At 41.1% G+C, this 25035-nt stretch carries 22 protein-coding genes, 4 tRNA genes, 1 other RNA gene and 1 pseudogene; 10 read left to right on the forward strand and 18 right to left on the reverse strand.

Features of this window, described 5'->3' with window-relative positions:
• Positions 1-148: 148 nt before the first annotated feature.
• Genes E0H94_RS14005 through sdhC form a run of 4 tightly spaced genes read right to left on the reverse strand, consistent with a single transcriptional unit; the run spans position 149 to position 3548 of the window.
• Positions 149-859 carry a succinate dehydrogenase iron-sulfur subunit gene (locus E0H94_RS14005; protein ID WP_116759813.1) on the reverse strand — a complete coding sequence of 237 codons (711 nt, stop codon included), beginning with the start codon at positions 857-859 and terminating at the stop codon, positions 149-151.
• 14 nt (positions 860-873) lie between these two features.
• Entirely contained in the window at positions 874-2772 is a 1899-nt protein-coding gene (locus E0H94_RS14010) for an FAD-binding protein (protein ID WP_131327081.1), read from the reverse strand.
• 12 nt (positions 2773-2784) lie between these two features.
• Positions 2785-3150, reverse strand: coding sequence for a succinate dehydrogenase, hydrophobic membrane anchor protein (gene sdhD / locus E0H94_RS14015; protein WP_004695554.1), 366 nt, complete (start codon positions 3148-3150; stop codon positions 2785-2787).
• The gene (sdhC, locus tag E0H94_RS14020) at positions 3150-3548 is read right to left on the reverse strand and encodes a succinate dehydrogenase, cytochrome b556 subunit (protein WP_026441307.1); all 399 of its coding nucleotides are present in this window, start codon (positions 3546-3548) and stop codon (positions 3150-3152) included. The genes sdhD and sdhC overlap by 1 nt, the downstream gene beginning before the upstream one ends.
• 993 nt (positions 3549-4541) lie before the next feature.
• Between sdhC and gltA the strand changes: the two genes are divergently transcribed.
• The gene (gene gltA, locus E0H94_RS14025) at positions 4542-5819 is read left to right on the forward strand and encodes a citrate synthase (protein WP_131327082.1); all 1278 of its coding nucleotides are present in this window, start codon (positions 4542-4544) and stop codon (positions 5817-5819) included.
• A gap of 98 nt (positions 5820-5917) precedes the next feature.
• Here the strand turns inward: gltA and E0H94_RS14030 are convergent.
• The 5 genes and pseudogenes from E0H94_RS14030 to E0H94_RS14045 form a co-directional block, all read right to left on the reverse strand.
• Positions 5918-7378: pseudogene (locus tag E0H94_RS14030) on the reverse strand (flavin-containing monooxygenase); the annotation flags it as partial.
• Positions 7356-7526 carry a hypothetical protein gene (locus E0H94_RS18515; RefSeq protein ID WP_165495615.1) on the reverse strand — a complete coding sequence of 57 codons (171 nt, stop codon included), beginning with the start codon at positions 7524-7526 and terminating at the stop codon, positions 7356-7358. The gene E0H94_RS18515 and the pseudogene E0H94_RS14030, both read right to left, overlap by 23 nt.
• 16 nt (positions 7527-7542) lie before the next feature.
• Positions 7543-8388, reverse strand: coding sequence for an SDR family NAD(P)-dependent oxidoreductase (locus E0H94_RS14035; RefSeq protein ID WP_131327083.1), 846 nt, complete (start codon positions 8386-8388; stop codon positions 7543-7545).
• An 18-nt stretch (positions 8389-8406) separates the two neighbouring features.
• Positions 8407-9363, reverse strand: a complete 957-nt coding sequence (locus E0H94_RS14040) for a metal-dependent hydrolase (protein WP_131327084.1) — start codon at positions 9361-9363, stop codon at positions 8407-8409.
• A gap of 195 nt (positions 9364-9558) precedes the next feature.
• Positions 9559-10044, reverse strand: a complete 486-nt coding sequence (locus E0H94_RS14045) for a type IV secretion protein Rhs (RefSeq protein ID WP_131327085.1) — start codon at positions 10042-10044, stop codon at positions 9559-9561.
• Between the two features lie 239 nt (positions 10045-10283).
• Between E0H94_RS14045 and E0H94_RS14050 the strand changes: the two genes are divergently transcribed.
• Entirely contained in the window at positions 10284-11909 is a 1626-nt protein-coding gene (locus E0H94_RS14050) for an NAD+ synthase (RefSeq protein ID WP_131327086.1), read from the forward strand.
• Positions 11910-12028: 119 nt separating this feature from the next.
• Here E0H94_RS14050 and E0H94_RS14055 read toward each other — a convergent pair.
• The 5 genes from E0H94_RS14055 to coaD all read right to left on the reverse strand — a co-directional run bounded on the left by E0H94_RS14055 (position 12029) and on the right by coaD (position 13875).
• A tRNA-Met gene (locus E0H94_RS14055) sits at positions 12029-12105 on the reverse strand.
• A gap of 459 nt (positions 12106-12564) precedes the next feature.
• Positions 12565-12641, reverse strand: a tRNA-Met gene (locus E0H94_RS14060).
• 73 nt (positions 12642-12714) lie between these two features.
• Positions 12715-13092: RNase P RNA component class A (gene rnpB, locus E0H94_RS14065), an RNA gene on the reverse strand.
• A 26-nt stretch (positions 13093-13118) separates the two neighbouring features.
• On the reverse strand, positions 13119-13382 hold the full coding sequence (locus E0H94_RS14070) for a YfhL family 4Fe-4S dicluster ferredoxin (protein ID WP_131327100.1): 264 nt from the start codon (positions 13380-13382) through the stop codon (positions 13119-13121).
• 1 nt (position 13383) lies between these two features.
• Positions 13384-13875, reverse strand: a complete 492-nt coding sequence (gene coaD, locus E0H94_RS14075) for a pantetheine-phosphate adenylyltransferase (RefSeq protein ID WP_131327087.1) — start codon at positions 13873-13875, stop codon at positions 13384-13386.
• Between the two features lie 251 nt (positions 13876-14126).
• Here coaD and smpB point away from each other — a divergent pair, with 251 nt between their 5' ends.
• Positions 14127-14603 (forward strand): SsrA-binding protein SmpB, encoded by a 477-nt coding sequence (smpB, locus tag E0H94_RS14080; protein WP_116759833.1) that lies wholly within the window; start codon positions 14127-14129, stop codon positions 14601-14603.
• A 41-nt stretch (positions 14604-14644) separates the two neighbouring features.
• Here the strand turns inward: smpB and E0H94_RS14085 are convergent, their stop codons facing one another.
• From E0H94_RS14085 to rluD, 3 genes are all read right to left on the reverse strand, one after another.
• Positions 14645-15211 carry a flavodoxin family protein gene (locus E0H94_RS14085; RefSeq protein WP_131327088.1) on the reverse strand — a complete coding sequence of 189 codons (567 nt, stop codon included), beginning with the start codon at positions 15209-15211 and terminating at the stop codon, positions 14645-14647.
• Between the two features lie 107 nt (positions 15212-15318).
• Positions 15319-16059, reverse strand: a complete 741-nt coding sequence (gene pgeF / locus E0H94_RS14090) for a peptidoglycan editing factor PgeF (RefSeq protein ID WP_131327089.1) — start codon at positions 16057-16059, stop codon at positions 15319-15321.
• An 87-nt stretch (positions 16060-16146) separates the two neighbouring features.
• Positions 16147-17199 (reverse strand): 23S rRNA pseudouridine(1911/1915/1917) synthase RluD, encoded by a 1053-nt coding sequence (rluD, locus tag E0H94_RS14095; protein ID WP_131327090.1) that lies wholly within the window; start codon positions 17197-17199, stop codon positions 16147-16149.
• Between the two features lie 71 nt (positions 17200-17270).
• Between rluD and E0H94_RS14100 the strand changes: the two genes are divergently transcribed.
• Both E0H94_RS14100 and E0H94_RS14105 read left to right on the forward strand, forming a co-directional pair.
• A complete protein-coding gene (locus E0H94_RS14100; RefSeq protein WP_104441007.1) occupies positions 17271-18260 on the forward strand; it encodes an outer membrane protein assembly factor BamD in 990 nt (329 codons plus the stop codon).
• 185 nt (positions 18261-18445) lie between these two features.
• Positions 18446-20326: a DNA primase gene (locus E0H94_RS14105; RefSeq protein WP_131327091.1), complete on the forward strand. Its 1881-nt coding sequence runs from the start codon at positions 18446-18448 to the stop codon at positions 20324-20326.
• Positions 20327-20342: 16 nt separating this feature from the next.
• On the opposite strand, the gene hemA is transcribed toward E0H94_RS14105, so the two are convergent.
• Positions 20343-21626: a glutamyl-tRNA reductase gene (hemA, locus tag E0H94_RS14110; RefSeq protein ID WP_131327092.1), complete on the reverse strand. Its 1284-nt coding sequence runs from the start codon at positions 21624-21626 to the stop codon at positions 20343-20345.
• 79 nt (positions 21627-21705) lie between these two features.
• Here hemA and E0H94_RS14115 point away from each other — a divergent pair, with 79 nt between their 5' ends.
• The 5 genes from E0H94_RS14115 to E0H94_RS14135 all read left to right on the forward strand — a co-directional run bounded on the left by E0H94_RS14115 (position 21706) and on the right by E0H94_RS14135 (position 25024).
• Positions 21706-23418, forward strand: a complete 1713-nt coding sequence (locus tag E0H94_RS14115; RefSeq protein ID WP_205679302.1) for a tetratricopeptide repeat protein — start codon at positions 21706-21708, stop codon at positions 23416-23418.
• 9 nt (positions 23419-23427) lie between these two features.
• Positions 23428-24009, forward strand: a complete 582-nt coding sequence (gene lolB, locus E0H94_RS14120; RefSeq protein ID WP_131327094.1) for a lipoprotein insertase outer membrane protein LolB — start codon at positions 23428-23430, stop codon at positions 24007-24009.
• A gap of 12 nt (positions 24010-24021) precedes the next feature.
• Complete coding sequence (gene ispE / locus E0H94_RS14125) at positions 24022-24852, forward strand: 4-(cytidine 5'-diphospho)-2-C-methyl-D-erythritol kinase (protein ID WP_131327095.1); 831 nt, start codon at positions 24022-24024, stop codon at positions 24850-24852.
• Positions 24851-24925 (forward strand) — tRNA-Gln (locus tag E0H94_RS14130). The genes ispE and E0H94_RS14130 overlap by 2 nt, the downstream gene beginning before the upstream one ends.
• Positions 24926-24949: 24 nt before the next feature.
• Positions 24950-25024 (forward strand) — tRNA-Gln (locus E0H94_RS14135).
• Positions 25025-25035: the final 11 nt, after the last annotated feature.

Here is a 25035-nt window from a genome sequence, read left to right on the forward strand (position 1 = left end):
AATCCATCTGTTTTTACATGAATTGCACAAATTATATTTATGTTCTCGTTCCTTTCCAGCAAAACAGTTTTACGCACAATAATTTTCAGGTTTCATAAAAAAGCACACTTAAGAGTGTGCTTTTTTAATCATCTTTAATCTCTAAAGATTAGCCTGCCATATCTAAAAGCATGTTACGGATATGACCGATTGCTTTAGTTGGATTCAAACCTTTAGGACATACTGATACACAGTTCATGATGCCTTTACAACGGAACAACGAGAATGGATCGTCAAGACGAGCCAAACGCTCTTGAGTTGCTGTATCACGTGAATCGATGATGAAACGGTAAGCATTCAATAACGCTGAAGGACCCAAGAATTTATCAGGGTTCCACCAGAACGATGGGCATGAAGTTGAACAACATGCACAAAGAATACATTCGTATAAACCATCTAAGTGTTCACGCTCTTCAGGAGCCTGTAAACGCTCTTTTGGTGGCGCAGGTTGATTGTTGATCAAGAATGGATGAATTTTGTTGTACTGATCGTAGAACTGATTCATATCCACAACTAAATCTTTAACCACTGGCAAACCTGGTAAAGGACGAACAGTAATCACTTCTGGTAAGTCGTTTAGGTTCCAAAGACACGCTAAACCATTTTTACCATTAATGTTCACACCATCTGAACCACAAATACCTTCACGACATGAACGACGGAACGTTAAAGTTTCATCTTGTACTTTCAATGCAAGAAGCGCATCAAGCAACATACGGTGCTTATCAGTCAACTCAAGCTTAAAAGTTTGCATGTATGGTGCTGCATCCTTATCAGGATCGTAGCGGTAGATATTAAATGTACGAGTACCTCTACTCATCTTACTTCTCCCAATTAGAATGTACGTGGTTTAGGTGGAATTGCAGCTACAGATAACGGCTTGTAACGTACCGGCTTGTATTCAAGATGGTTATCGCTAGAGAACCATAATGTATGCTTCATCCACTCATCATCACGACGACCGTACGGGTATTCTGGATGATCAGGAGATTCTTCAAAATCTACAACCGTATGCGCACCACGGCATTCTTTACGTGCAGCAGCTGAAATCAAGGTCGCTTTAGCAACTTCATATAAGTTTTCAACCTCTAAAGCTTCAATACGTGCTGTATTAAATACTTTAGATTTGTCTTTTAAATGAATATTACGTACGCGTGGTTCAATCGCAAGAATTTCTTTCACACCCTTGTCAAGCAATGCTTCTGTACGGAATACACCAGCATGGTCTTGTACGATGTCTCGAATCGCATCAGCAACTTCTTGCGCATTTTCACCTGTTGTTGACTCATCCAATTTACGGATACGCGCAACAGTTTGCTCAAGTACAGTTGTAGGAAGTGGTTGGTATTCATCACCGTGGTGTTTAGTCACGTAATCGATGATGTGCTCACCCGCAGCCTTACCAAATACAACCAAGTCAAGCAGTGAGTTCGTACCTAAACGGTTTGCACCATGTACAGATACACAAGAACACTCACCAATTGCATAGAAACCTTTAACAGGTTTCGTAAAGTTACGATCACCAGCATTGGTAGAATAAACATCAGTTTCTTTGTTGTAGTTTGCTTCAAGCGGTGAAACTTCAGCACTTTCAGGCACAACAACTTGACCATGAATATTCGTAGGAATACCACCCATTTGGTAATGGATTGTCGGTACTACAGGAATTGGCTCTTTGGTGATGTCAACGTTCGCGAACTTCTTACCGATCTCAAATACAGACGGAAGACGTTTCATGATCGTGTCAGCACCCAAGTGCGTCATATCAAGCAAGATGTAGTCTTTCTTCGGACCGCAACCACGACCTTCTTTAATTTCTTGGTCCATCGAACGTGATACGAAGTCACGTGGCGCCAAGTCTTTTAAAGTTGGTGCGTAGCGTTCCATGAACGGCTCACCCGCATCGTTACGAAGGATCGCACCTTCACCACGACAACCTTCGGTTAACAATACGCCTGCACCCGCAACACCCGTCGGGTGGAACTGCCAGAATTCCATATCTTGTAATGGAATACCTGCACGAGCTGCCATACCAAGACCGTCACCCGTGTTGATATATGCGTTAGTAGATGCACGGTAAACACGACCTGCACCGCCTGTAGCAAACAATGTCGCTTTGGCTTGGAATACAGCAATTTTACCTGTTTCTTGGTCGTATGCAGTTACACCAAGTACATCACCCGCTTCATTACGGATAAGGTCAAGTGCAATCCATTCAACAAAGAATTGAGTACCCATTTTCACGTTGCTTTGATAAAGCGTGTGAAGAAGTGCGTGACCTGTACGGTCAGCAGCAGCACAAGCACGTGGAACGGCTTTTTCACCGTAGTTTGCAGAGTGACCACCGAATGGACGCTGATAAATTGTACCATCAGCATTACGGTCAAATGGCATACCCAAGTGTTCTAATTCATAAACCACTTGCGGTGCTTCACGCGTCATAAATTCAATCGCGTCTTGGTCACCTAACCAGTCCGAACCTTTAACAGTGTCGTAGAAGTGGTAGTGCCAGTTATCTTCTTGCATGTTACCAAGAGATGCACCAATACCTCCCTGCGCAGCAACTGTGTGTGAACGTGTTGGGAATACTTTAGTCAGAACCGCAACTTTTAAACCAGCTTGAGCAAGTTGGTAAGATGCGCGCATACCTGAACCACCACCACCAACGATGACAGCATCGAAAGTTTCGTGTGGAATATTTGTGTAATCTTCTTTAGGGGTTATAGCGCCCATGATCTCTTCCTATCAATTCGCCCAAAAAATCTGGATTGCCCAGATCGCATATGCAAATACAGCAATAATTACTGCTGAAGTTAGTACAAGGCGTAAACCTGAAGCTGAAGGCCCCATTTGACGAGTAGTCACATAATCCGTGAATACTTGCCACATACCAATCCATGCATGTGCAACAAGAGATAAGACTGCTAATAAAGATAAGATCTTCATTGGAGCTGTCATCATAAAGCCGTACCACTGTTCGTAGCTAAAACCGCCATTGCATAGGATCCAACCTAAAACAACAACAGTATAAACTGCTAATACGACAGCACTTACGCGTTGGATAAACCAATCACGAGAACCTGAACCCGTTAAACCAGTAGCACTTTTCATTAGATAACAATCCATACAAATGCCGCAATGATACCTATTGCAGACAAGATCAATGAAATAGTAGCTGCGACACGACCACTTTGCAGTTCTTCAGCAATACCTAGATCCGCAAGTAAATGCTTAACCCCCGCAATAAAGTGGAAAATTAAGCCGGCTACAAATACCCATACGATAAAACGCACGATGAAGCTATTAAAAATAGCTTGCACTTGCGCAAAACCTTCAGGAGAAGACAATGATTTGTCTAAAATCCATAAAAGTACCGGTACGAGTAAAAATACGATAACGCCAGAGAGGCGGTGTAAAATTGATGCAATAGCCACAGGGGATTTTAAGTTTACTTCTAAAACTTGACCCATGGACAAATTGACAGGTCTGTTGCTTTTCACAGCGGGCATCCTGTAAGTAAAAACTCCATCCGGAGTTTGTTGGAATTAATTCGAAGGAAAGCTGGCATTGTCAGGCAAGTAAATGCCTAAACTTAAAACGACATCGAATTATAAAACGCGAAAAGTCAAAATACAAACAATCAAAGACTGGTTTTTTAACAAAAAACTTTTAAATAAGAATCATTAACAAAAACAACATTCTATAAAAACCAATAATTTAGCTCAAATTTATTGCTATGCTATTGGTTTATATCACTTATCCATAAAATCCCCCCTTTTTAATCGCCTTCTGTGATTTTGCATTTTTAGACTAAAGATAAGGAAGATATTTTCCCTATTTGAGAATCTCTTCCTTTATATGGAGAGACTGGCATTTCCTATCAAAATGTTCACTATTTATTTAAAGCAATAATTTTATGATATAACGTGATTAAATAATGACTTAGCCAAAACAATATACAGATCACGTATAAATATTAAGGGTTTAATTTGCTCAAAAATTGCAAAAAATTACGCAAAAAGATTAATTTCCAACCAAAAAGCAAAATCTAATTAGTCATTTTTTGATCAATCAAACCAGTCCTTATGATTAGAATTTAATGTCAAGTTTGGCTCAAAAATGAAATAAAATATGAACAAAAATGAATGTAAGTTATGAAAATTAGATGAATTTCGATTCAGTTTGCTCTCATCATTTATTCAAAAATACTCTCTCTATAAATTTTATAAATATTTACAATTAAGATGGAGTTCTATTTTTTTTCTGCACCTCAAGAATATTTTGACATATTATAGCGCGGCGGTGCTGTGATTTTATTCATTCCTCTAAGGACAGATTTGACTAAACCTCTGTGAGGGCGTCAGTTTTTATCCATAAGTATAATTGACAAAATTTCAGTACACTCTAATCTAACTAGCAAATTTTTGATCCGTCTGATTCGCGCATTAGAAGATTAGTACTACGAGTCAGATTAAACATTCACCAGGACAGGAGATCTTTGAATGTCTGAAGCAACTGGCAAAAAAGCCGTATTACAGCTTGATGGCAAAGAAATTGAATTACCAATTTACAGCGGCACATTGGGCCCAGATGTAATCGACGTTAAGGATGTGTTGGCCGCGGGTCACTTTACTTTTGATCCTGGTTTTATGGCAACAGCAGCTTGCGAATCAAAAATCACCTTCATTGATGGTAACAAAGGTGTACTTTTACACCGCGGTTACCCAATTGACCAACTTGCTACTAAAGCAGACTACTTAGAAACTTGCTACTTATTATTAAATGGCGAGCTTCCAACTGCTGAGCAAAAAGTTGAATTTGACGCTAAAGTACGTAACCACACTATGGTTCACGACCAAGTTAGCCGTTTCTTCAATGGTTTCCGTCGTGATGCTCACCCAATGGCAATCATGGTTGGTGTAGTTGGTGCGCTTTCTGCGTTCTATCACAACAATCTTGACATTGAAAATGTTGATCACCGCGAAATTACAGCAATCCGCTTGATTGCTAAAGTACCTACGCTTGCAGCTTGGAGCTACAAATATACGGTAGGTCAACCATTTGTTTACCCACGTAATGACTTAAGCTATGCAGAAAACTTCTTGCATATGATGTTTGCTACTCCAGCAGACCGTGATTACAAAGTAAACCCTATTCTTGCAAAAGCAATGGATCGTATTTTCACGCTGCATGCTGACCACGAACAAAACGCGTCTACATCTACTGTACGCTTAGCCGGTTCTACTGGTGCTAACCCGTATGCATGTATTGCTGCTGGTATCTCTGCACTTTGGGGACCTGCTCACGGTGGTGCGAACGAAGCTGTTCTTAAGATGCTTGATGAAATCGGCACTGTAGAAAACGTTGCTGGCTTCATGGAAAAAGTGAAAACTAAAGAAGTTAAACTTATGGGCTTCGGTCACCGAGTTTATAAAAACTTCGATCCACGTGCGAAAGTAATGAAAGAAACTTGTGATGAAGTTCTTGCTGCTTTAGGCATCAACGATCCACAGCTTGCTCTTGCTATGGAACTTGAACGTATCGCGCTTTCTGACGAATACTTCATTAAACGTAACTTATACCCTAACGTAGACTTCTACTCAGGTATCATCCTTAAAGCGATTGGTATCCCGACTGAAATGTTTACTGTAATCTTCGCGCTTGCACGTACTGTTGGTTGGATCAGCCACTGGTTAGAAATGCACAGCGGACCTTACAAAATTGGTCGTCCACGTCAGCTTTACACTGGTGAAGTTCAACGTGACATCCAAGGTCGTTAATTCGAAAGAATTAAGGATTAAAAAAACCACCCTTTGGGTGGTTTTTTTATTTCGGCTTAAATACTAATACAGCCATCAGAATATTTTAGGATTAAAATTTAACCAACATCATAATCAACCAAGTCAAATTTCTTAGTTGTTGCTTTAATTGCTTTAACGACCACGGTCAAGCTGCAAAATTTCGCCCATTTTGATCTAGATAATAAGATTTACAACCACCACGGTTAAAAACGATCTTCTGCAAATGTTTTTGTACCACAACATTATGTTCATGAAGTACTTTTGGCTTAATTTCTATCCGCTTAATGCTCTGATCCCGCATTTGCAGTAAACCGCTCATAATGTAATCCAGTTGCGCTTCAGCAATCCCAATAAATGAGTCATAAACCAGCATATTGGGACCTAGCACTAAAAAAGCATTGGGAACATGTTCCAAACTAGCACCTAGAAACGCTTCTGGTGAACTTTCCTTCCAATGCTCTGCCAAGAGTTGTTCATTCACGTCATAGACTCGCTTGCCTATGGGCGGATATGAAACTTCAAAGCCTGTTCCCCAAATAATCACATCAACTTGTTACTGCTCACCATTGGCGGCAATCAATTGATTCCCCTGAATTTCAATCAAACCCTGCGGCACAAGCTGTACATTTTCTTGTTGTAAGGCAGGATAATAATTATTGGAGAATAACAGCCGTTTACAACCAATTGAGAAATTAGGAGTCACATTCTTTCGTAATATTTGATCTTGAATTTGCAGTTTTAATAGCTGTTTGCTCAGCAGATTAATCGGCTTTAATATTTGAGGATGACGTAATCCACAGTTAATCCCATTTAAAATCTGCGCAACACTGTTATGCCACAACTGTTGAATCACAGGATATTTGGCAATGATGCTTTTAGTCGTATCATTCAATGCCAGATCGGCTTTGGGTAATACCCACGGTGCAGTACGTTGAAAAACAATCAACTCTTTAACATCAAGTTGAATTTGAGGAATAAACTGAATCGCAGATGCACCTGTACCAGTCACAGCAACCTGTTTACCTGTTAAATCGTAATCATGTTTCCAGCGTGCTGAATGAAACATTGCACCGTCAAAGGTATCACTTCCTTTAATCTGTGGTACAGAGAGTTCTGTAATAGGTCCAGTAGAGAAAACCTCTGTTTTAGCAAGCAATTTACCTTGTGAAGTTTCTAAAATCCATTGCTGCTGCTGCGTTTTATTCCATTTGGCAGATATAAGTTCATGCTTAAAATTAATTTTGTCATACAAATTGAATTGCTTCGTGACTTGCTCCAGATAGGGCCAAAATTTCCGGTTGCTTAGCAAATAAATGACTCCAAGCATGGCTTGGTGCAAACGAAAAAGAATATAACGCCGATGGCACATCACAACCACAGCCAGGATAAGTGTTGCCACGCCAAGTTCCACCGACGCGTTCTGCTTTTTCGAGTCCCAAAAAGTCAGTATAACTAGCTTGTATCATCTTATAAGCAGCAGCAATACCGGATATTCCCGCTCCAATCACAATACAATCATATACATGCGTTGGCGGATTGGCTTTGGTTGTTTCGCTTTAGTTCGTATTTTGGTTTTTGTTGAGTCACGGAAGTTTGGTTTTCCTGTACTCCAGTATGATCACCACTTTCATCTAAGGCAGATTCAAATTTTTGATCTGAATTTGCCGTTAAAATATTTTCTGTCATGTTGAATCTCTGATTTTTATTTCACGTATTTTTGCAACAACGGATAACCGATTCCAAGTAACTTGGTATATAGACTTGGGGCAGCTCGTTTTAACCACCAAAATAACTTGGCATCTGGTTGCGGAATGGTATACAGCTTATTCGCATCAAGTCGATCCAAGGTTTTAACCACCACTTGGTCACTATTGATAAAAGCATGATTCATCAGTAAATGATTGGCTAAACCAGAATAATGCTGTGGTAAGCGCCCATTTTTCATAATATTGGTTGGCACCAAAGTTGGACAAAGCACATTAACGCGGATATTAGCACTGCGAAGTTCTGCTGAAAGTGTTTCTGACAATGCTAAAACACTCGACTTCGTTACATTATATGCCGTCATTTCGGGTGCAGCAGAAAACCCTGCGGCAGAGGCTACATTAATAATTGCACCAAAACCTTGCTGTTTAAATTTTGGGACAAAATAATGACATCCATGAATCACGCCCCATAAATTGACATGCATACACCATTGCCAATCTTCTAGGCTGACTTCATCAAACTTTCCACCCAGACCAACTCCCGCATTGTTCACAATTAAAGTGGTTGCATGCCCCATTAATTGTTCAGCTTGCTCTGCCAATGCTTTCACTTGCTCAGCACACCCCACATCACATTGCACAGCAAAAGCATCCGTTTGATATTGATTTTGAATCAAGCTCACGGTTTCTTCAGCAGCACTGAGATCAATATCTGCACAAACCACCACCCCTCCGCGCCGAGCAAGTTCTAGTGCAAAACTCCGCCCAATACCACTCCCCGCACCTGTTACCACGACGTAAGCATGCTTGCTTGGTTTACTTTTTTTATTAAAAATTGTCATTTTAAAATTCCCGCTTTGTTATGAACGTAAACTAGGGGTAAATTCACGCATAAAATAAGGCACTAAAATGCCGTCTTCAGGGTTTAACAGCTTTTCTTTGTAATAGCTTAAATAAGCAGAAGTATCATGATCATTGGGATGAAAATCAGGGCGTAAATAATCAAAAATATGCTGCATGGTACTACCATAAACACCATCTTTTAAGCCAAAAATTAGGCTAAAACTATAAGGTAGTTCCTTCCAGCAGCTCCAACGAATCAGATTTTTCGGTTCTCGGTAAAATGGCACCAGAAATGAAGCGGCTGAAATTAAAATAAGAATCGTAATGAGCGCAGGGAAAAATCCTGCGATACGCAGTGCATAATTATTGGATAAGGCTTGGAATACATCATAAGCAATATCCTTATGCTCAGACTCTTCGAGCATATGCCACATCCAAATGGCACGCTGCTTTTCATCTCGAGAATGGAAGAAAATTTCCTCATGCTTCATCATGTATTCAGCCAATACAGCAGTGAAATGCTCAATACCCGCCATGAGCGATAGTTTCATGGGTTGAGGTAAGCGGTTAAATCCATAATCAAATGCCCAACCCGCCCACGTACGAAACAACTGCACAGGATAATCCGCTTCTAAAAATGCATCATTTAACTTATTATGCATTTTAGAATGAATCGCCTCTTGACCAATCAAAGCCGTCACACGTTGTTTCAGCAGTGGATCTTTGAGCAATTCACGATGATAGCGTGCCGTATCTATCACCAAATCCTCTCCAAACGTAAGAAAAATGGAAAGTGATGCAAAATATGCACTTGCCAATTCTGTATTGAGATAAAACTTGGAATCAATTTCTTTGGGATCAAAGTCAAATTGCATGTGCCGAATCGGAATCACGGGAGACTGTTTCAAAGCATCAAAAAGAGGCCCAGAAAATACATGATTCAATGTATTTTTAAGTGGTGTAATGAATTGCATGACCATTCCTTATTTTTCTACTGTAAGTGCAACTTTGTGGTATTGCGCATACTGCTTGAGCATGTAGCTACAGTAAAAAACTAAGTGAGCCTATGCGGCTTGCCACTAGCAATTCAGGTCATTTAATTTGCAATTTCTGCCTTTCCTCATGCTTGTCCGACAGTTTTCCTACAAAATTATCTGCATGGGACAAAATCATGCTTTGGGTGCCAAAAAAGGAATGCATTGTTCATAAGCATTGCAGTCCTGTCCTTGTGTTTTTTTAATAAAATAATCTTGTACCATTTGCGCCTGCTGCTCTATTCCATAATTTAAAAACAATTTTCCTTGTTGGATAACATAGTGATAACGGCGATCAAATAATGCCTTGCGTACCACAGCCATGCCTTGTTGATATTGCCACACATGCGTCATCTCATGAATAAACCAAGATTGCAAACCGAGTGAACACTTTGAAAAATCATGACAGTAATTTTGTGCGTGAAAATAAATATGTCCATTTGGACTGATGGCATGATTTTTAAGTACGGCTTTATGCGCAATAATTTGAACCAGATCCAACTGAATCGTGTCTGCAAAAATCCATCGAACCAATGATTTTTCACCTTCGGTCAAAGGTCGTCGCGACAAAACACCTACGCTTTGAATAGCCTGAATCAGAGTCGATAAATATCGCAACATATCTTTAACCTTTTCAGTGAAATATAAGTAACTTCCCATCTACAATTATGAATTGTTTTTCTAAATGCAAATAAGAATTTTTTTTGAATTTATACACTACATTTGTCGCAATTCGTATATAGTATCAACGCAAATCATTTATTCATTATTTTGTCGTTGATTACACAGTACTGAACCGATAACCATAAGAAACTCAGTCATCTGTGTACACATCCCTATAGCTTTAGGATTAAGTTGGAATGAAAAGTTTTAAAATTGCCCTAGCACAATTCTCTCCGCATATTGGTAATATCGAAGCAAATGCTGAAAAAATGCAACAATTGGCAAATGAAGCCAAAGCGCAAAAATCAGATTTAATTATCTTCCCTGAATTAGCAACCATTGGTTATCCCGCCGAAGATTTACTGTTGCGTCCAAGCCTGTCTAAACGCACACAACAAGCGTTTGAACAGCTTAGCCAAGTAAAAGACATTGTCATGGTCTTTGGTTTTGTCAATCAAACTGAAGATGGGCAACGCTATAACTCTGCCGCAGTGATGAAAGACGGTAAGATTCTCGGGGTTTATAACAAGCAAAACTTGCCAAATTATGGCGTGTTTGATGAAAAACGTTATTTTAACGAAGGCCATCAGCACTTGGTATTTGAATACCTCGGACATAAATTCGGTGTACTGATTTGTGAAGATATCTGGTCACTGAATACCGTTCAGCAACTTGCCCAACTGAATGTAGAAACGGCTTTAGTCCTAAATGCTTCACCATATGAAGTGGGTAAGCCACAGCACCGTGTTGAAACCATGTCTGCTCTTGCGAAACAAATGAACCTCAATTTGGTTTATGCCAACCAAGTTGGTGGTCAAGATGATTTAATTTTTGACGGCACCAGTTTTGTCATTAACAAAGACGGCGCTGTTGCACTACAAGCACCAAGTTTTAAAGAAACATTGCTCTATTCGGACTATATTGCCGAACAACAAAGCTATCAAGTTACTGAAAGCAGTCCAACCCTCGAAACCATGGCAGAAATTTATCAAGCTTTGGTGATGGCAACGCGTGACTATGTTCACCGTTCGGGCTTCCCAGGCGTGATTTTAGGCCTTTCAGGTGGGATTGACTCAGCATTGACCCTTGCGATTGCAGTAGATGCGATTGGTGCTGACAAAGTACAAGCGGTCATGATGCCTTATACTTATACGTCGCAAATCAGTGTAGAAGATGCTGCAGCACAAGCGAAGAATATGGGCATTACCTTTGGTATCGCGGAAATTAATCCGATTGTAAACAGCTTTATGCAAACGCTTTATCCATTCTTTGGTAATGCACCTGCTGATGCCACTGAAGAAAATTTACAAGCACGTACACGCGGTACGCTATTGATGGGCTTATCGAATAAGTTTGGTAACCTTGTCCTTTCTACAGGCAATAAATCAGAACTTTCTGTCGGCTATTGCACACTGTATGGCGATATGGTCGGCGGTTTTGCTGTTCTGAAAGATGTGTATAAGACCATTGTGTTTGAATTGGCGAAATACCGTAACAGTATCTCTGAAACACCTGTAATTCCAGAACGTGTGATTACTCGTCCGCCTTCAGCAGAACTCCGCCCAGACCAAACCGACCAAGACTCATTACCTGCTTATGACGTCCTCGATGCGATTCTGTATGCCTACATCGAAGAAGACATGAGCCAAGATGACATTATTGCCAAAGGCTTTGATGCAGACGTTGTGAAAAAAGTGATTCGCCTCGTCGACTTTAATGAATATAAACGTCGCCAGGGCTCTATTGGGCCACGTATTAGCTCACGTGCCTTTAGCCGCGAACGTCGTTACCCAATCATCAATGGTTGGAAAGCTGGTCTATAACCGCAAATAGAAACATCAAAGCCCAAACTAAAGTTTGGGCTTTTTTTATGCGCAAAATATTTTTTCTCTTTTTTCACGCACAAAAAAAGAGACCAAGCTGAGAGCTTGGTCTATAAAAATGGTGGCTATGACGAGACTTGAACTTGTGACCCCCGCATTATGAGTGCGGTGCTCTAACCAACTGAGCTACATAGCCGTAAACTGTGTGCGCATTATCTAAATTTCATGTCTATGCGTCAAGCCTTTTTCTGCATGAGTGTTCAGAGTTTAAACAGTTGATCTATTGAGTCTATAAGTTCACCCATATTTGTATAATTTTCATCAGATTACTATCAAAGCACAAACACAAGATTCCGTTTTTAATGATCGTCTATACGCTCAACTTACATCCTCTGTCCCAAACATATATGTAAATAGCAAGGATGAGCCATATCGCCCACGAAATGGATAGATGATGCGACAACAATCAACTTCATACATGTTGGTAAATGAACTATATCTGTAACGCTCTTCTAATCCTCACTCTGAAATCACATGTTTACTGAAAAATGAAATGGCTTAAAGACTGAAGCTCCGCTTATTATTTTACCGATACAATGTCTAATCATAAATTTTAGACAAAAAAAATCACGTTATAGGAACGTGATTTATAAAATGGTGGCTATGACGAGACTTGAACTTGTGACCCCCGCATTATGAGTGCGGTGCTCTAACCAACTGAGCTACATAGCCGTAAACTGTGCGCGCATTATGTGATTTTATCTTTAGTACGTCAAGTACCTAATGCGCTTAATTGATCAAAATTTGGTGAAGTGAGCCGATAAGCCGGGTTCTGTCGTGAACGATCATTCCTCTAGGCGTACAATCACTCATACGCTCCAGCGACCTACCCGGATCCAGCATGGGCCATGCCTAAAGGATCCCTATTTGGTCTTGCTTCCGGTGGGGTTTACCATGCCATGAACTGTTACCAGCCATGCGGTGCGCTCTTACCGCACCCTTTCACCCTTACCTCCGATCTCGATTACTCGAAACCATAATGAAGGCGGTCTACTCTCTGCTGCACTTTCCGTCGGCTTACGCCGCCCAGGCGTTACCTGGCACCTTGCCCTATGAAGCCCGGACTTTCCTCCCCTGCTTCAATCACGGAGATTTCCACAGCAGCGATCGTCTGGCTCACTTCGAAGCGCATAGTATCAAATCTTAGACTTAATTGCTTGCGCTTTTTTGAGCAATCAGCTTTTTATATTTATCCATCAGCTCATTCTCAGTTTCAGCATGATTGGGATCAAGTGGGATACAGTCTACAGGACAAAAGAGCTGACACTGCGGTTGATCATGATGCCCCACACATTCAGTACATAAATCAGGGTTAATTTCGTAAATCAATTCACCCATAAAAATTGCTTCATTAGGGCAAACAGGTTCACAAACATCACAATTGATGCATTCATCAGTTATATATAAAGACACTCTACCAACCTTGTTGATGCTTTTGCTCAAAGGCTTTCACCACCGCTTCAGGAACGAATTTGGTGACATCGCCTTTCAGACGAGCAATTTCACGAATTAACGTGGAAGAAATAAATGAATATTGTTCCGATGGCGTTAAAAACACCGCTTCAAAGCGTGAATCGAGTTGACGGTTCATATTCGCCAATTGAAACTCATATTCAAAATCAGACACTGCACGCAAACCACGCAAAACGGCAGTTGCATTCTGTTCACGGAAAAAGTTTACCAATAAACCATCAAACCCTACAAATTCTACATTGGGTAAATCACTCAGAGAAGCCTGTGCCAATGCCACGCGTTCTTCTAACTTGAACAATGGATTCTTATGATGCCCAATCGCAATTGCCACCACAACTTCATCAAACATTTTTGATGCACGCGTCACAAGGTCGACATGCCCATTGGTAATTGGATCAAATGTTCCTGGATAGATTACGCGAGTTTTAGACATCCATTTGTACTCTAATTCATTTTATTGGGATGTATTTTAACAAAATCTTGTTTTTTTGGTGAAGAAACTGCATAAATTTGAAAAATCTTCACTATTCGTACAAAAACTATTGGGCTGTTTCATTTGAGTAAAATAGCCGTGTACCATTTGGTGGTGTATTTGAGCTACTTTAAATCTTTTCAATCCGATTTAAGAATTGTCAGTAGGTTCATGTTGGGGCACAATAGTCATAACTTTGGAAGTAATTGATTATGGCGAAAGCAACTGTAGTTAAAAAACATAATGGCGGTACGATTGCCCAAAATAAGCGTGCCCGTCATGATTATTTTATTGAAGAAAAATTTGAAGCAGGACTCTCCTTACAAGGTTGGGAAGTTAAATCATTACGCGCAGGTCGCATGACCCTGTCAGAGAGTTATATCACCTTTAAAAATGGTGAGGCTTTCCTCTTCGGTGCACAAATTCAACCGTTACTCAGTGCGTCTACGCATATTGTTGCTGAATCGACCCGTACACGTAAGCTACTACTGAACCGTCGTGAACTGGATAAGTTACTCGGTGCAGTCAATCAAAAAGGCTATTCATGCGTTCCGCTTGCCGCTTACTGGAAAGGCCCACGTGCGAAGTTGGAAATTGCTTTAGTAAAAGGTAAACAACTCCATGACAAACGTGCTACGGAAAAAGATCGTGACTGGCAACGCGATAAAGCACGCATCATGCATAAGTAATAAAAAACCTCCAATTTGGAGGTTTTTTATGACTAAAAGTGTTAATAGTTAGCTTTTAGCTCAACTAAATACTTTCCAAACTTTCGTGCTGTTTCCAAGTCACCTTCTGGCGGGGTGACTTCAACACTGGCATTATCTGACTGTGTCATTAGACCTAAGAAGCTCGACATACGGTTAATATCTTGCTGGCTACGCCCAGTTGGCATAAACGGCAAACCTGCCCACAACATACCATGCTGCATGGCAAATAAATTAATCTGCTGCAAGACTGCCAATTTATCACCACTTAAGCCACCACCATTGGTAAAACCAGCAGCAAGTTTCCCTTGCCAAGCACGAGCTAACCAACGCTTAGACGAGTCTTCCATAAACTGTTTCAATGCAGAAGTCAGGCTCCCCATATACGTTGGACAACCCATAATAATAATATCAGCCTGATCTAGAAGCTCCCATTGCACTGCTGCCACAGAAATTAGATGCACATGCGCACCCGCCTGCTCCGCACCTTGCGCAATATACTGGGCTACCTTGGCCGTATGACCATAAGGACTATGATAAACCACACATACATCTACAGAAGCAGAAGAAACAGGATCAGTGACAGACATGGAAACTTTTAAAACCAAATAATTAAGTCAAGTTTAACACTTTTCATTCGCCTGAGGGAGTGTATAGTTCAATGTAAAAATTGGTGAGCCAATCAAGCTCGCCATGCTTATTTTAAAAATACAAAGGTCGCCATTCTTCCAGTTTTAGCATTACGGCGATAAGAATAATATTCTTCAGTTTGTCTATAGGTACACTGGTCTCCACCTAAGATCTTGGTGATACCATGCTGCTGCAAAATATAGCGTGCAATCGCATATAAATCAGCAAAGTATTTTCCCTGTTCTTTCGATGGCTCAAAGGCCGAGGCTAAGGCAGGATACTTACTACAAAAGATTTGTTTGACTTCAGCCCCTACTTCAAAGCAAGGTTGGCTAATGGCTGCCCCTAACCATGCCCAAGTAGGAGGATGCTGCATCGCTGCAATGGTATTTTCCACAATTCCATTGGCCAGTCCACGCCAACCTGCATGTAAATTTGCGACCTCAATCGCTTCAGCATCGCCAAGTACAATAGGTAAACAATCCGCAGTCATCATCATTAAGGCATGCTGCTTCTGTTGAGTTACTAAGCCATCACCTTCGAGTGCCTCGAAGCAGATCTGTTCATTCACAGTGTGACAAATCGTGCTATGGGTTTGCGTCATCCACGTTATTTTTTCCACGCCAAAAGCAGAGAATTCTTCAAGTAACTGCATTCGGTGTTGTTGTACTCGATGAGCATTATCCTGAACATGCAATGCCAAATTAAAACCATCAAGTTCAGGTTTATCCGAGGCCAGAGTATGCTCATGTTGCACACGCGTTTGCCCGACAAAAACACCTTCTGGAAAGCCTTGAACAAATTGCATGTTAAATTCCTTATTCAACTTAAATTATCTTTGCGTTATTCCTTTTCACCATCTGGAACTTCGCAAAGATCACATCTCCAATTGCTTTTAATAAGCGGCATTCTCGCTACGCAATACATCAACCAATGCTGCAAAATCTTCTGACCATGGTGCTTCAAACATCATGTCCTCACCCGTGCGTGGATGAACTAAACCCAATTGCACAGCATGCAATGCCTGACGTCTAAAGCCACGCAAAGTATCATTCAACAATTCAGATGCCCCAGCAGGAACACGTACACGTGGCATATAGACCGGATCGCCGACCAGACCATAACCAATGTAAGCAAAATGCACACGAATTTGGTGTGTACGTCCAGTTTCCAAACGTGCTTGTACACGGGTGAAATGCTGAAAACGCTCTTTTACATTGTAGTGGGTCACAGCATCTTTCCCGCCAGGTAAAACTGTCATTTTAACGCGATCAACGGGATGGCGTTTAATCGGCTCATTAATGGTACCGCCTGCAATCATGCTGCCATAAACGATCAAATCATAGACACGATAAACCGATTTATCTGCCAGTTGTTTGCTTAATGCAAACTGAGCTTCCAAGGTTTTTGCAACCACCAACAAGCCGCTTGTGTCTTTATCAATACGATGCACTAGACCTGCACGTGAGAGTTCAGCCGACTTTGGGTAATGATAAAGCAGCGCATTCACCAACGTGCCTGTGCTATTTCCAGCGCCAGGATGCACCACCATTCCAACAGGTTTGTTAATCACAATGATGTCATCATCTTCATAAACAATATTGAGTGGAATGTTTTCAGGCTGACTCGTTGTTTGCGCTTCTAGCTCGACATCAAGAGTAAGCTGCTCATATCCTTCACATTTGTACTTTGGTTTAACAATGTTACCATTTACCAACAAATGCCCATCCTTCAGCCACTGCTTGAGTTTTTCGCGTGAGAAATCGCTCCAAACACTCGCCGCAACCTGATCAATACGTTGCCCGATATAGCTTTCATCCAATTGAAATTGCAACGATAAACGTGTTGCAGTTGCATCAGAAGTATGGTTATCTGCTTCGTCTATTTCTTCAAGTAAATTGAAATCAGTTTCTGCAGAATTTGTATTAGTAGATTGTGCTTGGGTCATTTGATCATTCAAACAAAAGTGGTTTAATAGCGCAATTGTAGCTCATTGCCCGTATTAACAGAGGAATTTTTATGTCGCTACCACGTTATAAAATTACAATGCTCGCTCTTTCTTTAGGCATTGCATCTGCAATGGTGGGCTGTAGCAGTAATCCAAAAAAAGAAGTGGTGGATACAGGCCCACAATTAAGTGAGCAGGTATATATACAAAAAGCTGAGAAAGCGCTAGATAATGGTCAATATACTGATGCAGCCAAGTACCTAGAAGCGATTGATACTTACTACCCAACGGGTGACTATGCACAGCAAGCCCAGCTTGAGTTGTTGTACACGAAATTCCAGCAAAAAGATTATGAAGGCACGATTAGCCTTGCAGAGCGTTTTATTCGCTTAAATCCGCAGCACCCAAATGTAGATTATGCTTACTATGTACGCGGTGTAGCGAACATGGAACAAAACTATGATGGTTTAATGCGTTATACCTCATTAAAGCAATCACATCGTGATACCAGTTATTTAAAACTGGCTTACCAAAACTTTGTCGATTTCATTCGTCGCTATCCATCAAGCACATATGCAGTAGATGCAGCCCAACGTATGAAATATATTGGCAATGAGTTGGCTGAAAGTGAAATGAACGTCGCGCGTTTTAACATTAAGCGTAAAGCTTGGTTAGCTGCTGTGGAGCGTTCGCAATGGGTGATTGAACATTACCCACAAACCCCACAAATTCCAGAAGCATTGGCAACAGTTGCCTATGGTTACGAACAACTGGGGGACAAAGCCACAGCACAACAGTATATCGATGTTCTAAAACTGAACTATCCGAATCTAGTGAAATCTGATGGTAGCGTGAATTTACGTGCAGCACGCAAAGAAGGCAGTTGGCTCAACCGTGCAACTTTAGGTGTCTTTGGCCGTGAAGAACAAAGTACTGTTGAAACACCAAAAACTGCTGCACCTGCTGAGCAACGTAGCCTTACTAACCGTATGACGTTTGGTTTGCTCGATCGTCCTGCAACTTCGACAGAAACACCAGCATCGAGCACCTCTGCTGAATAAAACTCGCAAGATTTGATGCAATTTCATGAAGGGCAAGTTATCATACTTGCCCTTTTATATTTTGCATATCGCTTGATTGGACTGATCAAACCATATACAAATAAATAGTTTTCTTTTGCAAAAGTTGGGTTCAAGCAAATCTGGCTTTGCATTTTCATTTTGCTGCATATATCACGATAACGACTATGGCCATTCCTCAGCACACGATAGATCAAATTCTCGATCGAACTGATATTGTCGATTTAATTGGTCAACGCGTGAAACTTAAAAAAACGGGACGCACTTATTCAGGCTGTTGCCCGTTTCATCAGGAAAAGTCGCCATCGTTTCACGTCTACCGTGACAAGCAGTATTATCATTGCTTTGGTTGCCAAGCCAATGGCAATGCCATTCGCTTTCTCATGGACATCGACAATCGGAATTTTGTCGATGTGATGAAAGATCTGTCTAGCCAAGCCGGTATTGAACTCCCCAAAGATAATCAAGATTCCAAACGCCTCTCCTACAAACGAGAAACTAAACCTGTAGCCGCTGATCCAGTTGTTCCCACAAATTCTGTTCAAATTCCAACGCCTCACAACCCGCAAATCGATCATGATCCATTTGAAGAATTTGGCAATATTGATGATCCTTTTGCCCAGTTTGAACAATTTCAAGCATTCAATGAAGCACCTGCACAAGAGGGCAATCTTTACGATTTGCTGGAGAATGTCGCACAATTTTATGAACGACAACTCCCCCAAAGCCAAAGTGCACAACAGTACTTTAAACACCGCGGCTTAGGTGCAGACACACTTCAATTCTGGCGTTTAGGTTATGCACCTGAAGATTGGCAACATTTGGAAAAAGCCTTCCCGCAGGATGTTCAGGGCTTAAAATTATTGGGTCTAATCCGTACCAGTGACAATGGTCGTGATTTTGATTTACTGCGTGATCGGGTGATTTTCCCGATTCGTGATGCCAAAGGTCGTGTGGTTGGTTTTGGTGGTCGCGCCTTGAATGATCAAATTAAACCCAAATATATCAACTCGCCAGATTCCGAAGTTTTCCATAAGAACCAGTTACTGTATGGACTGTATGAAGGTCGTAAGCAAAAAGCTCAAGATTGGCTGATGGTTGAAGGCTATATGGATGTCATCGCGCTACAACAAAATGGCATTTATGGGGCAGTCGCAACGCTAGGAACCGCCAGTAATACTGAACATTTAAATATTCTGTTCAAACAGAACAACCGTATCACCATTGCCTTTGATGGTGATACGGCAGGTCAAAAAGCAGCACGGCGTACTTTAGACATTGCCTTACCCTTATTAAATGATGGTCGTGAACTGAAGTTTTTTGTGCTCCCCAATGATCATGACCCTGACTCACTGATTCGACGTGAAGGTTTAGAAAATTTCCAACGCTTATTACAGCAAGCCCCCCTACTCTCGGACTTTGTGTTTGCGCATTTAACCCAAAATCAAGATATCAGCAGTCCCGAAGGTAAAAGTCTGGTGATGGCTGAACTGCGTCAACTGACTGAACTATTGCCGAAAACGGGTTCTTTTCGTTATCTTTTAAATCAATCCTTTAAAGAAAAACTAGGGTTTGGTAAACGTTGGACACCACAACTCAGTAATGATGCGTCTTTATCTTTTAACATTCGTACCAAAGACGAAGACTTTGCCATCGCTATCCTGATGAATCATCCATTTTTGTATATTCATTTTGAAACTTTACGCGCATTTGTTCCAAGTCAGGAATTACTCTCGCATGTCCTCAACATTCTCAATCGAATTTTTGATAACTTGCCTGATGACCAAGAGCTAGCAACCTATTACGTATTGGGTGCTTGCAGCACTTACCGTTTAGAAATTGCTGATATTATGCGACGTACCAATATCGAAGTGCTAACCCATGCACCAGAAATGGCGGATAAACTGGCAACCGAATACGCCTTAGGCTTACAAGAAAAATATTTACGACAGAAATTAAAAGACCCGAATTCATTACTTGAGTCACGTAATTTACGTCAGCAACTGAATGAACTGACCAAGAAAATTGGGCTGCGCCTGTTATCTTAAAGCATAGAAATCATATTTATTTTTTTGATTTACGTCGATGCACTGCAACATTGGCTAAACTTTGCTGCAATTGTTCAAAATAAGCAGGATCTTCTGCTTTAGCTGCATCGCGCAACACAATAGAGGTTGGATGTAGCAATTTCTGCGTTAAACGATGAGCAAAATCCTGCATAATTTGCGCAGCATTTCCCCCTTTTTCTAAGCGAGACAAAGCCAACTGCAATTCTTCTTGTTGTAATTCATACCCATGTTGACGATATTGATGAATGGTTTCGCCTGCTTCATTGACCCGTTCATGGGTAATCAGCTCAATGGCTAATTGATTCACCATCACTTCCGCTTCAACAGCCGCCTGACGACGCTGCGCAAGATTTTCATCAATAACCGACTGTAAATCATCCACACCGTAGAGATAAACACCATCCAAAGATTCAACTTTAGGTTCTATATCACGCGGTACGGCAAGATCAACCAAGAGCATTTGTTGATAACGGCGTTTCTTTAAGGCACGCTTCACGTCTTGATAGGAAATAACCTGATGCAAACTTCCCGTACAACTTGAAATCACATCTGCACGGTATAAGTTTTCAGCCAGCGCTGCAAAATCAATAATCTCAACATCAACCTGATGCGCAATCTCTTGTGCTAACAATTCAGCACGCTCACGGGTGCGGTTACAGATCAGCACTTTGCCAACCCCCATTTCTGCCAAATGCTTAGCTACCAAGCTATTCATTTCACCTGCCGCCACAATCAGCACGGTCATTTTTTCAGGTTGACTAAAGACTTGCAGGGCTAACTGCGCAACGGCATACCCCATTGAAACAGCATGACTACCTACCGCAGTTTCTGAACGAACGCGTTTTGCAGCATAGAAAGCATATTCGAAAATTCGATTTAAATTACCTGAAACCGTATGTGCATCTTTGGCTAAAGATAGTGCAGATTTTACCTGCCCTAAAATTTGTGGTTCGCCGAGCATGAGAGAATCTAGCCCGCTAGCCACCCGCATTAAATGCGTCACCGCTTGCGCATCTTCATAACGATAGACATGATTGACTAATTGCTTAACATCTAAATGATTTGCTTGGGCGAGCCAACTGAGTACCATATCCGCATTTTCAGATATGGCATAAACCTCGGTACGGTTACACGTCGACACAACCACCAAATCATTTAATTCAGAGTTGTGACTTTGCTGAGCAAGCAATACACTAAGCTTTTCAGCATTAAATGCAATTTGCTCACGCAACGCTACTGACGCGGTTTGATGGTTGACCCCCAATGCAAAGAAAGACATATCAAATCATCAATTCACTAAATTTATGCTATTGTGCAACATCGGTGTCATAAAAAGCATTACTTGGATCAAGAAAAAATTGCGTCAAACAAACAGCCGTATAAACGGCACGACGATAAAGCAGTATTCTACCACATTCTTACTGCTTGGTAGCATGGCTTCTGGTACTCATGTAAGAGCATCAGAGGCAGTTTATCATGCAAATTCAAATAATAATGCCATAAAACAAAGCATGATTGCCGAATTCGCTTTGGCTTATCATGATATTCCAACGGCTTTACACAACTACACCGTTCTGGCCATTCGTAGTAATTCCACCCTAGTGAAACAACGTGCACTCAATATTGCGCTGGAACAAGATGATCTAAAAGCGGCGCTAGATATTGCAACACATTGGGTTGTACAAGAACCTGAAGATGTGCCCGCCCTATTTTATTTATCGCATATCGCCCTAAAAGCACATGAATACGAGTTGGCAGCAGAAACACTCGATAAAATATTAATGATTGATCCTAATGCGGATTTAGAACAAATTTTGGCGGGTATTTCACCTGAATCACAAGCAGACCGTGAAGTTCTGCTCAAGACCTTGTCTGCCAGTAAAGAAAAAGACAATCCATCCATTTTGGTGCTGATTGCAGGCTTAGAAGCACAAAATGGTCAATTCGATCAAGCGTTGATTACCATTAACCGTGCCTTGCGCAAGCGCCCGAAAGTCACAGGCTTTATTCTCATGAAAGCCAACTTACTGACTGTCTTGGGTGACGAACAAGAAACCTTGAAATGGTATGATAAATCTAGCCGTAAACATCGGAATAACTTAGAAGTTCGACTCGCTGAAGCAAAATATTTAATTAAATTAAATCAGTCAGATACTGCGCTTAAAAAGCTCGAAAGCATCTTAAAAAAGTGGCCCAAGCAAGAAGAAGCACTCTTTCTGGCTGGATTGACCAGTATTGACTTAAAACAATATGAAGATGCGGAAAAATTTTTGGTTGAACTGAGATATTCAGCTCAATATCAAAATGATGCCTACTACTATTTGGCCGTCAATGCAGAACGCAAGCAGCATTTTGAAACAGCCAAAGCCTACTATCGCTTGGTTGATGGTAATCTCTATCCTGTCTCTAGGCGCAGCATGATTAATATTTTTGCACAACAAAACAAACTACAAGATGCCTTACGTTTTTTGACTCAGGAACGGGTCAATTATCCACAACACGCCAGTTTCCTCTATCAGGCACAGGCAGATATTTTAAAACGTATGAGCAACACCAAAGCTGCCCGTCGTTTATTAGATGAAGCCATTAAAAATCTGCCAGATGATCCCGATTTAATTTATGCCGAAGTATTATTACTTGATCCCTTTCAAGATCGTGCCAAGTTAGAACAACTCCTCAATCGCTTATTGGAAATTGAACCAAATAGCCCAACCTATTTAAATGCTTATGCCTATACGCTTGCTTTACAAAATCGACGTTTAGATGATGCACGGCATTATGTTGAACTCGCGCTCGAATACACCCCAGATCAAGCATCAATTTTGGATACGTTAGGCTATATCACCTATCTACAGAATGACTTTGAAACTTCCGCACAAGTGCTTGGCCGGGCTTACACATTAAGCAATAGTGTTTCAATCGGTGTGCGATATGCCAAGGCATTATATATGCAAGGAAAAATTACTGAATTCAGCACCGTGTTACAACAATTAAAACAAAAACACCCAAATGATCCTCAATTGGAACAACTGAATTCGTTACTGTTACCTCAACAAATGAAAAAGAGCTAATTGATTTCGATGCGTGTATTTTCAAAAGTCGGTCTAACCGTATTCGCCAGTAGTATTTTATTCCTAACCGGTTGTCAGCAATTTACCAAACCGCAAATTCCTGCTGAAAGCCCAAACGCTGCTGAACAAAATAATTTTAATTTACAAGGTAAAATTGGCGTTCGCACCCCACAACAGTCGGGTAGCGCCTTTTTTACTTGGCAGCAACAACAGCAAGAATTTGATATTGAACTCAGTGGTATTCTTGGTGTCGGTAAAACTCAAATTACTGGAAAGCCCGGCGCTGTAAGCCTCAATAGTGCGAAAACAGGCTTAATTCAAGCCGCCACACCAGAAGAGCTTCTGAAACAGGCAACAGGCTGGCAAGCGCCTATTACTCATTTAATTAATTGGGTACAGGCTCGACCTGCAACACTGCAAGCACAAATTAACAAGGATGCAGCGAATCGCCCGCAACAAATTATTGAAGATGGCTGGCAAGTCGATCTCAGTTATAACGACACTGCACAACTACCAAATAAATTAGTTCTGAAACAAGAACTTGAATCTGGCAAAGAAAATCGTATTACAATGCTGATTCAAAACCGTTAATTCTGGCTAGCTATGATTCGCGTCCCTTCTCCTGCAAAACTCAATCTGTTTTTACACATCACAGGACGTCGTGAAAATGGATATCACGAGCTGCAAACTATTTTTCAACTGATAGACTTATGCGATTGGTTGGAATTTGAACCTACTCAGCAAAATGACATTCAGATCGAAGGCTTAAATGCCGTCGATCTGGAACAGAATTTAATTTACAAAGCCACACAGATATTAAAACCGTTGGCAAAGCATCTCACTGGCTTAAACATCAACATTGAAAAAAATATTCCGATGGGTGCAGGACTCGGCGGTGGATCATCAAATGCTGCGACGACCCTACTCGTCGTTAATCAGCTTTGGCAATGTGGATTAAATACTGAACAATTGGCAGAGCTGGGTGTGAAACTTGGCGCAGATGTTCCCATTTTTGTACATGGGCAAAATGCATGGGCAGAAGGCATTGGTGAACACTTAACATTCATCAACTTAGATCAAAAACAGTACATAGTGCTGAAACCTGATTGTTTTATCAGCACTCAACTGCTTTTTTCACAAAAAAAGTTGACAAGAAACTCGAAGCCATCTAAATTTTGCGCCTATCAGATAAAGCCATCTGACTTTGGAAATAACTTTGAACCTTTGGCAAGAAGTCTATATCCTGAAGTCAATGAAGCGATGCAATATTTAGATCAGTTCGGTGTTGCAAAACTTACAGGTACAGGTGCTTGTGTTTTTACTGAAGTAACTGCTGAAATGCACGTGAATGAAATTCTTAAACATGCACCATGTAAAGCTTACTTGGTAAATAGTTTAAATGAGTCTCCATTGCGTCATTTTAAAGTTCAATAGGGGCGTCGCCAAGTGGTAAGGCAGCGGGTTTTGATCTCGCCATCCGTTGGTTCGAATCCAGCCGCCCCTGCCAATTTCACCTGTAGATGTATGTATTAGGGGCGTCGCCAAGTGGTAAGGCAGCGGGTTTTGATCTCGCCATCCGTTGGTTCGAATCCAGCCGCCCCTGCCATATACACACAT

Source organism: Acinetobacter sp. ANC 4173 (assembly GCF_004331255.1).
Classification (GTDB): Bacteria; Pseudomonadota; Gammaproteobacteria; order Pseudomonadales; family Moraxellaceae; genus Acinetobacter.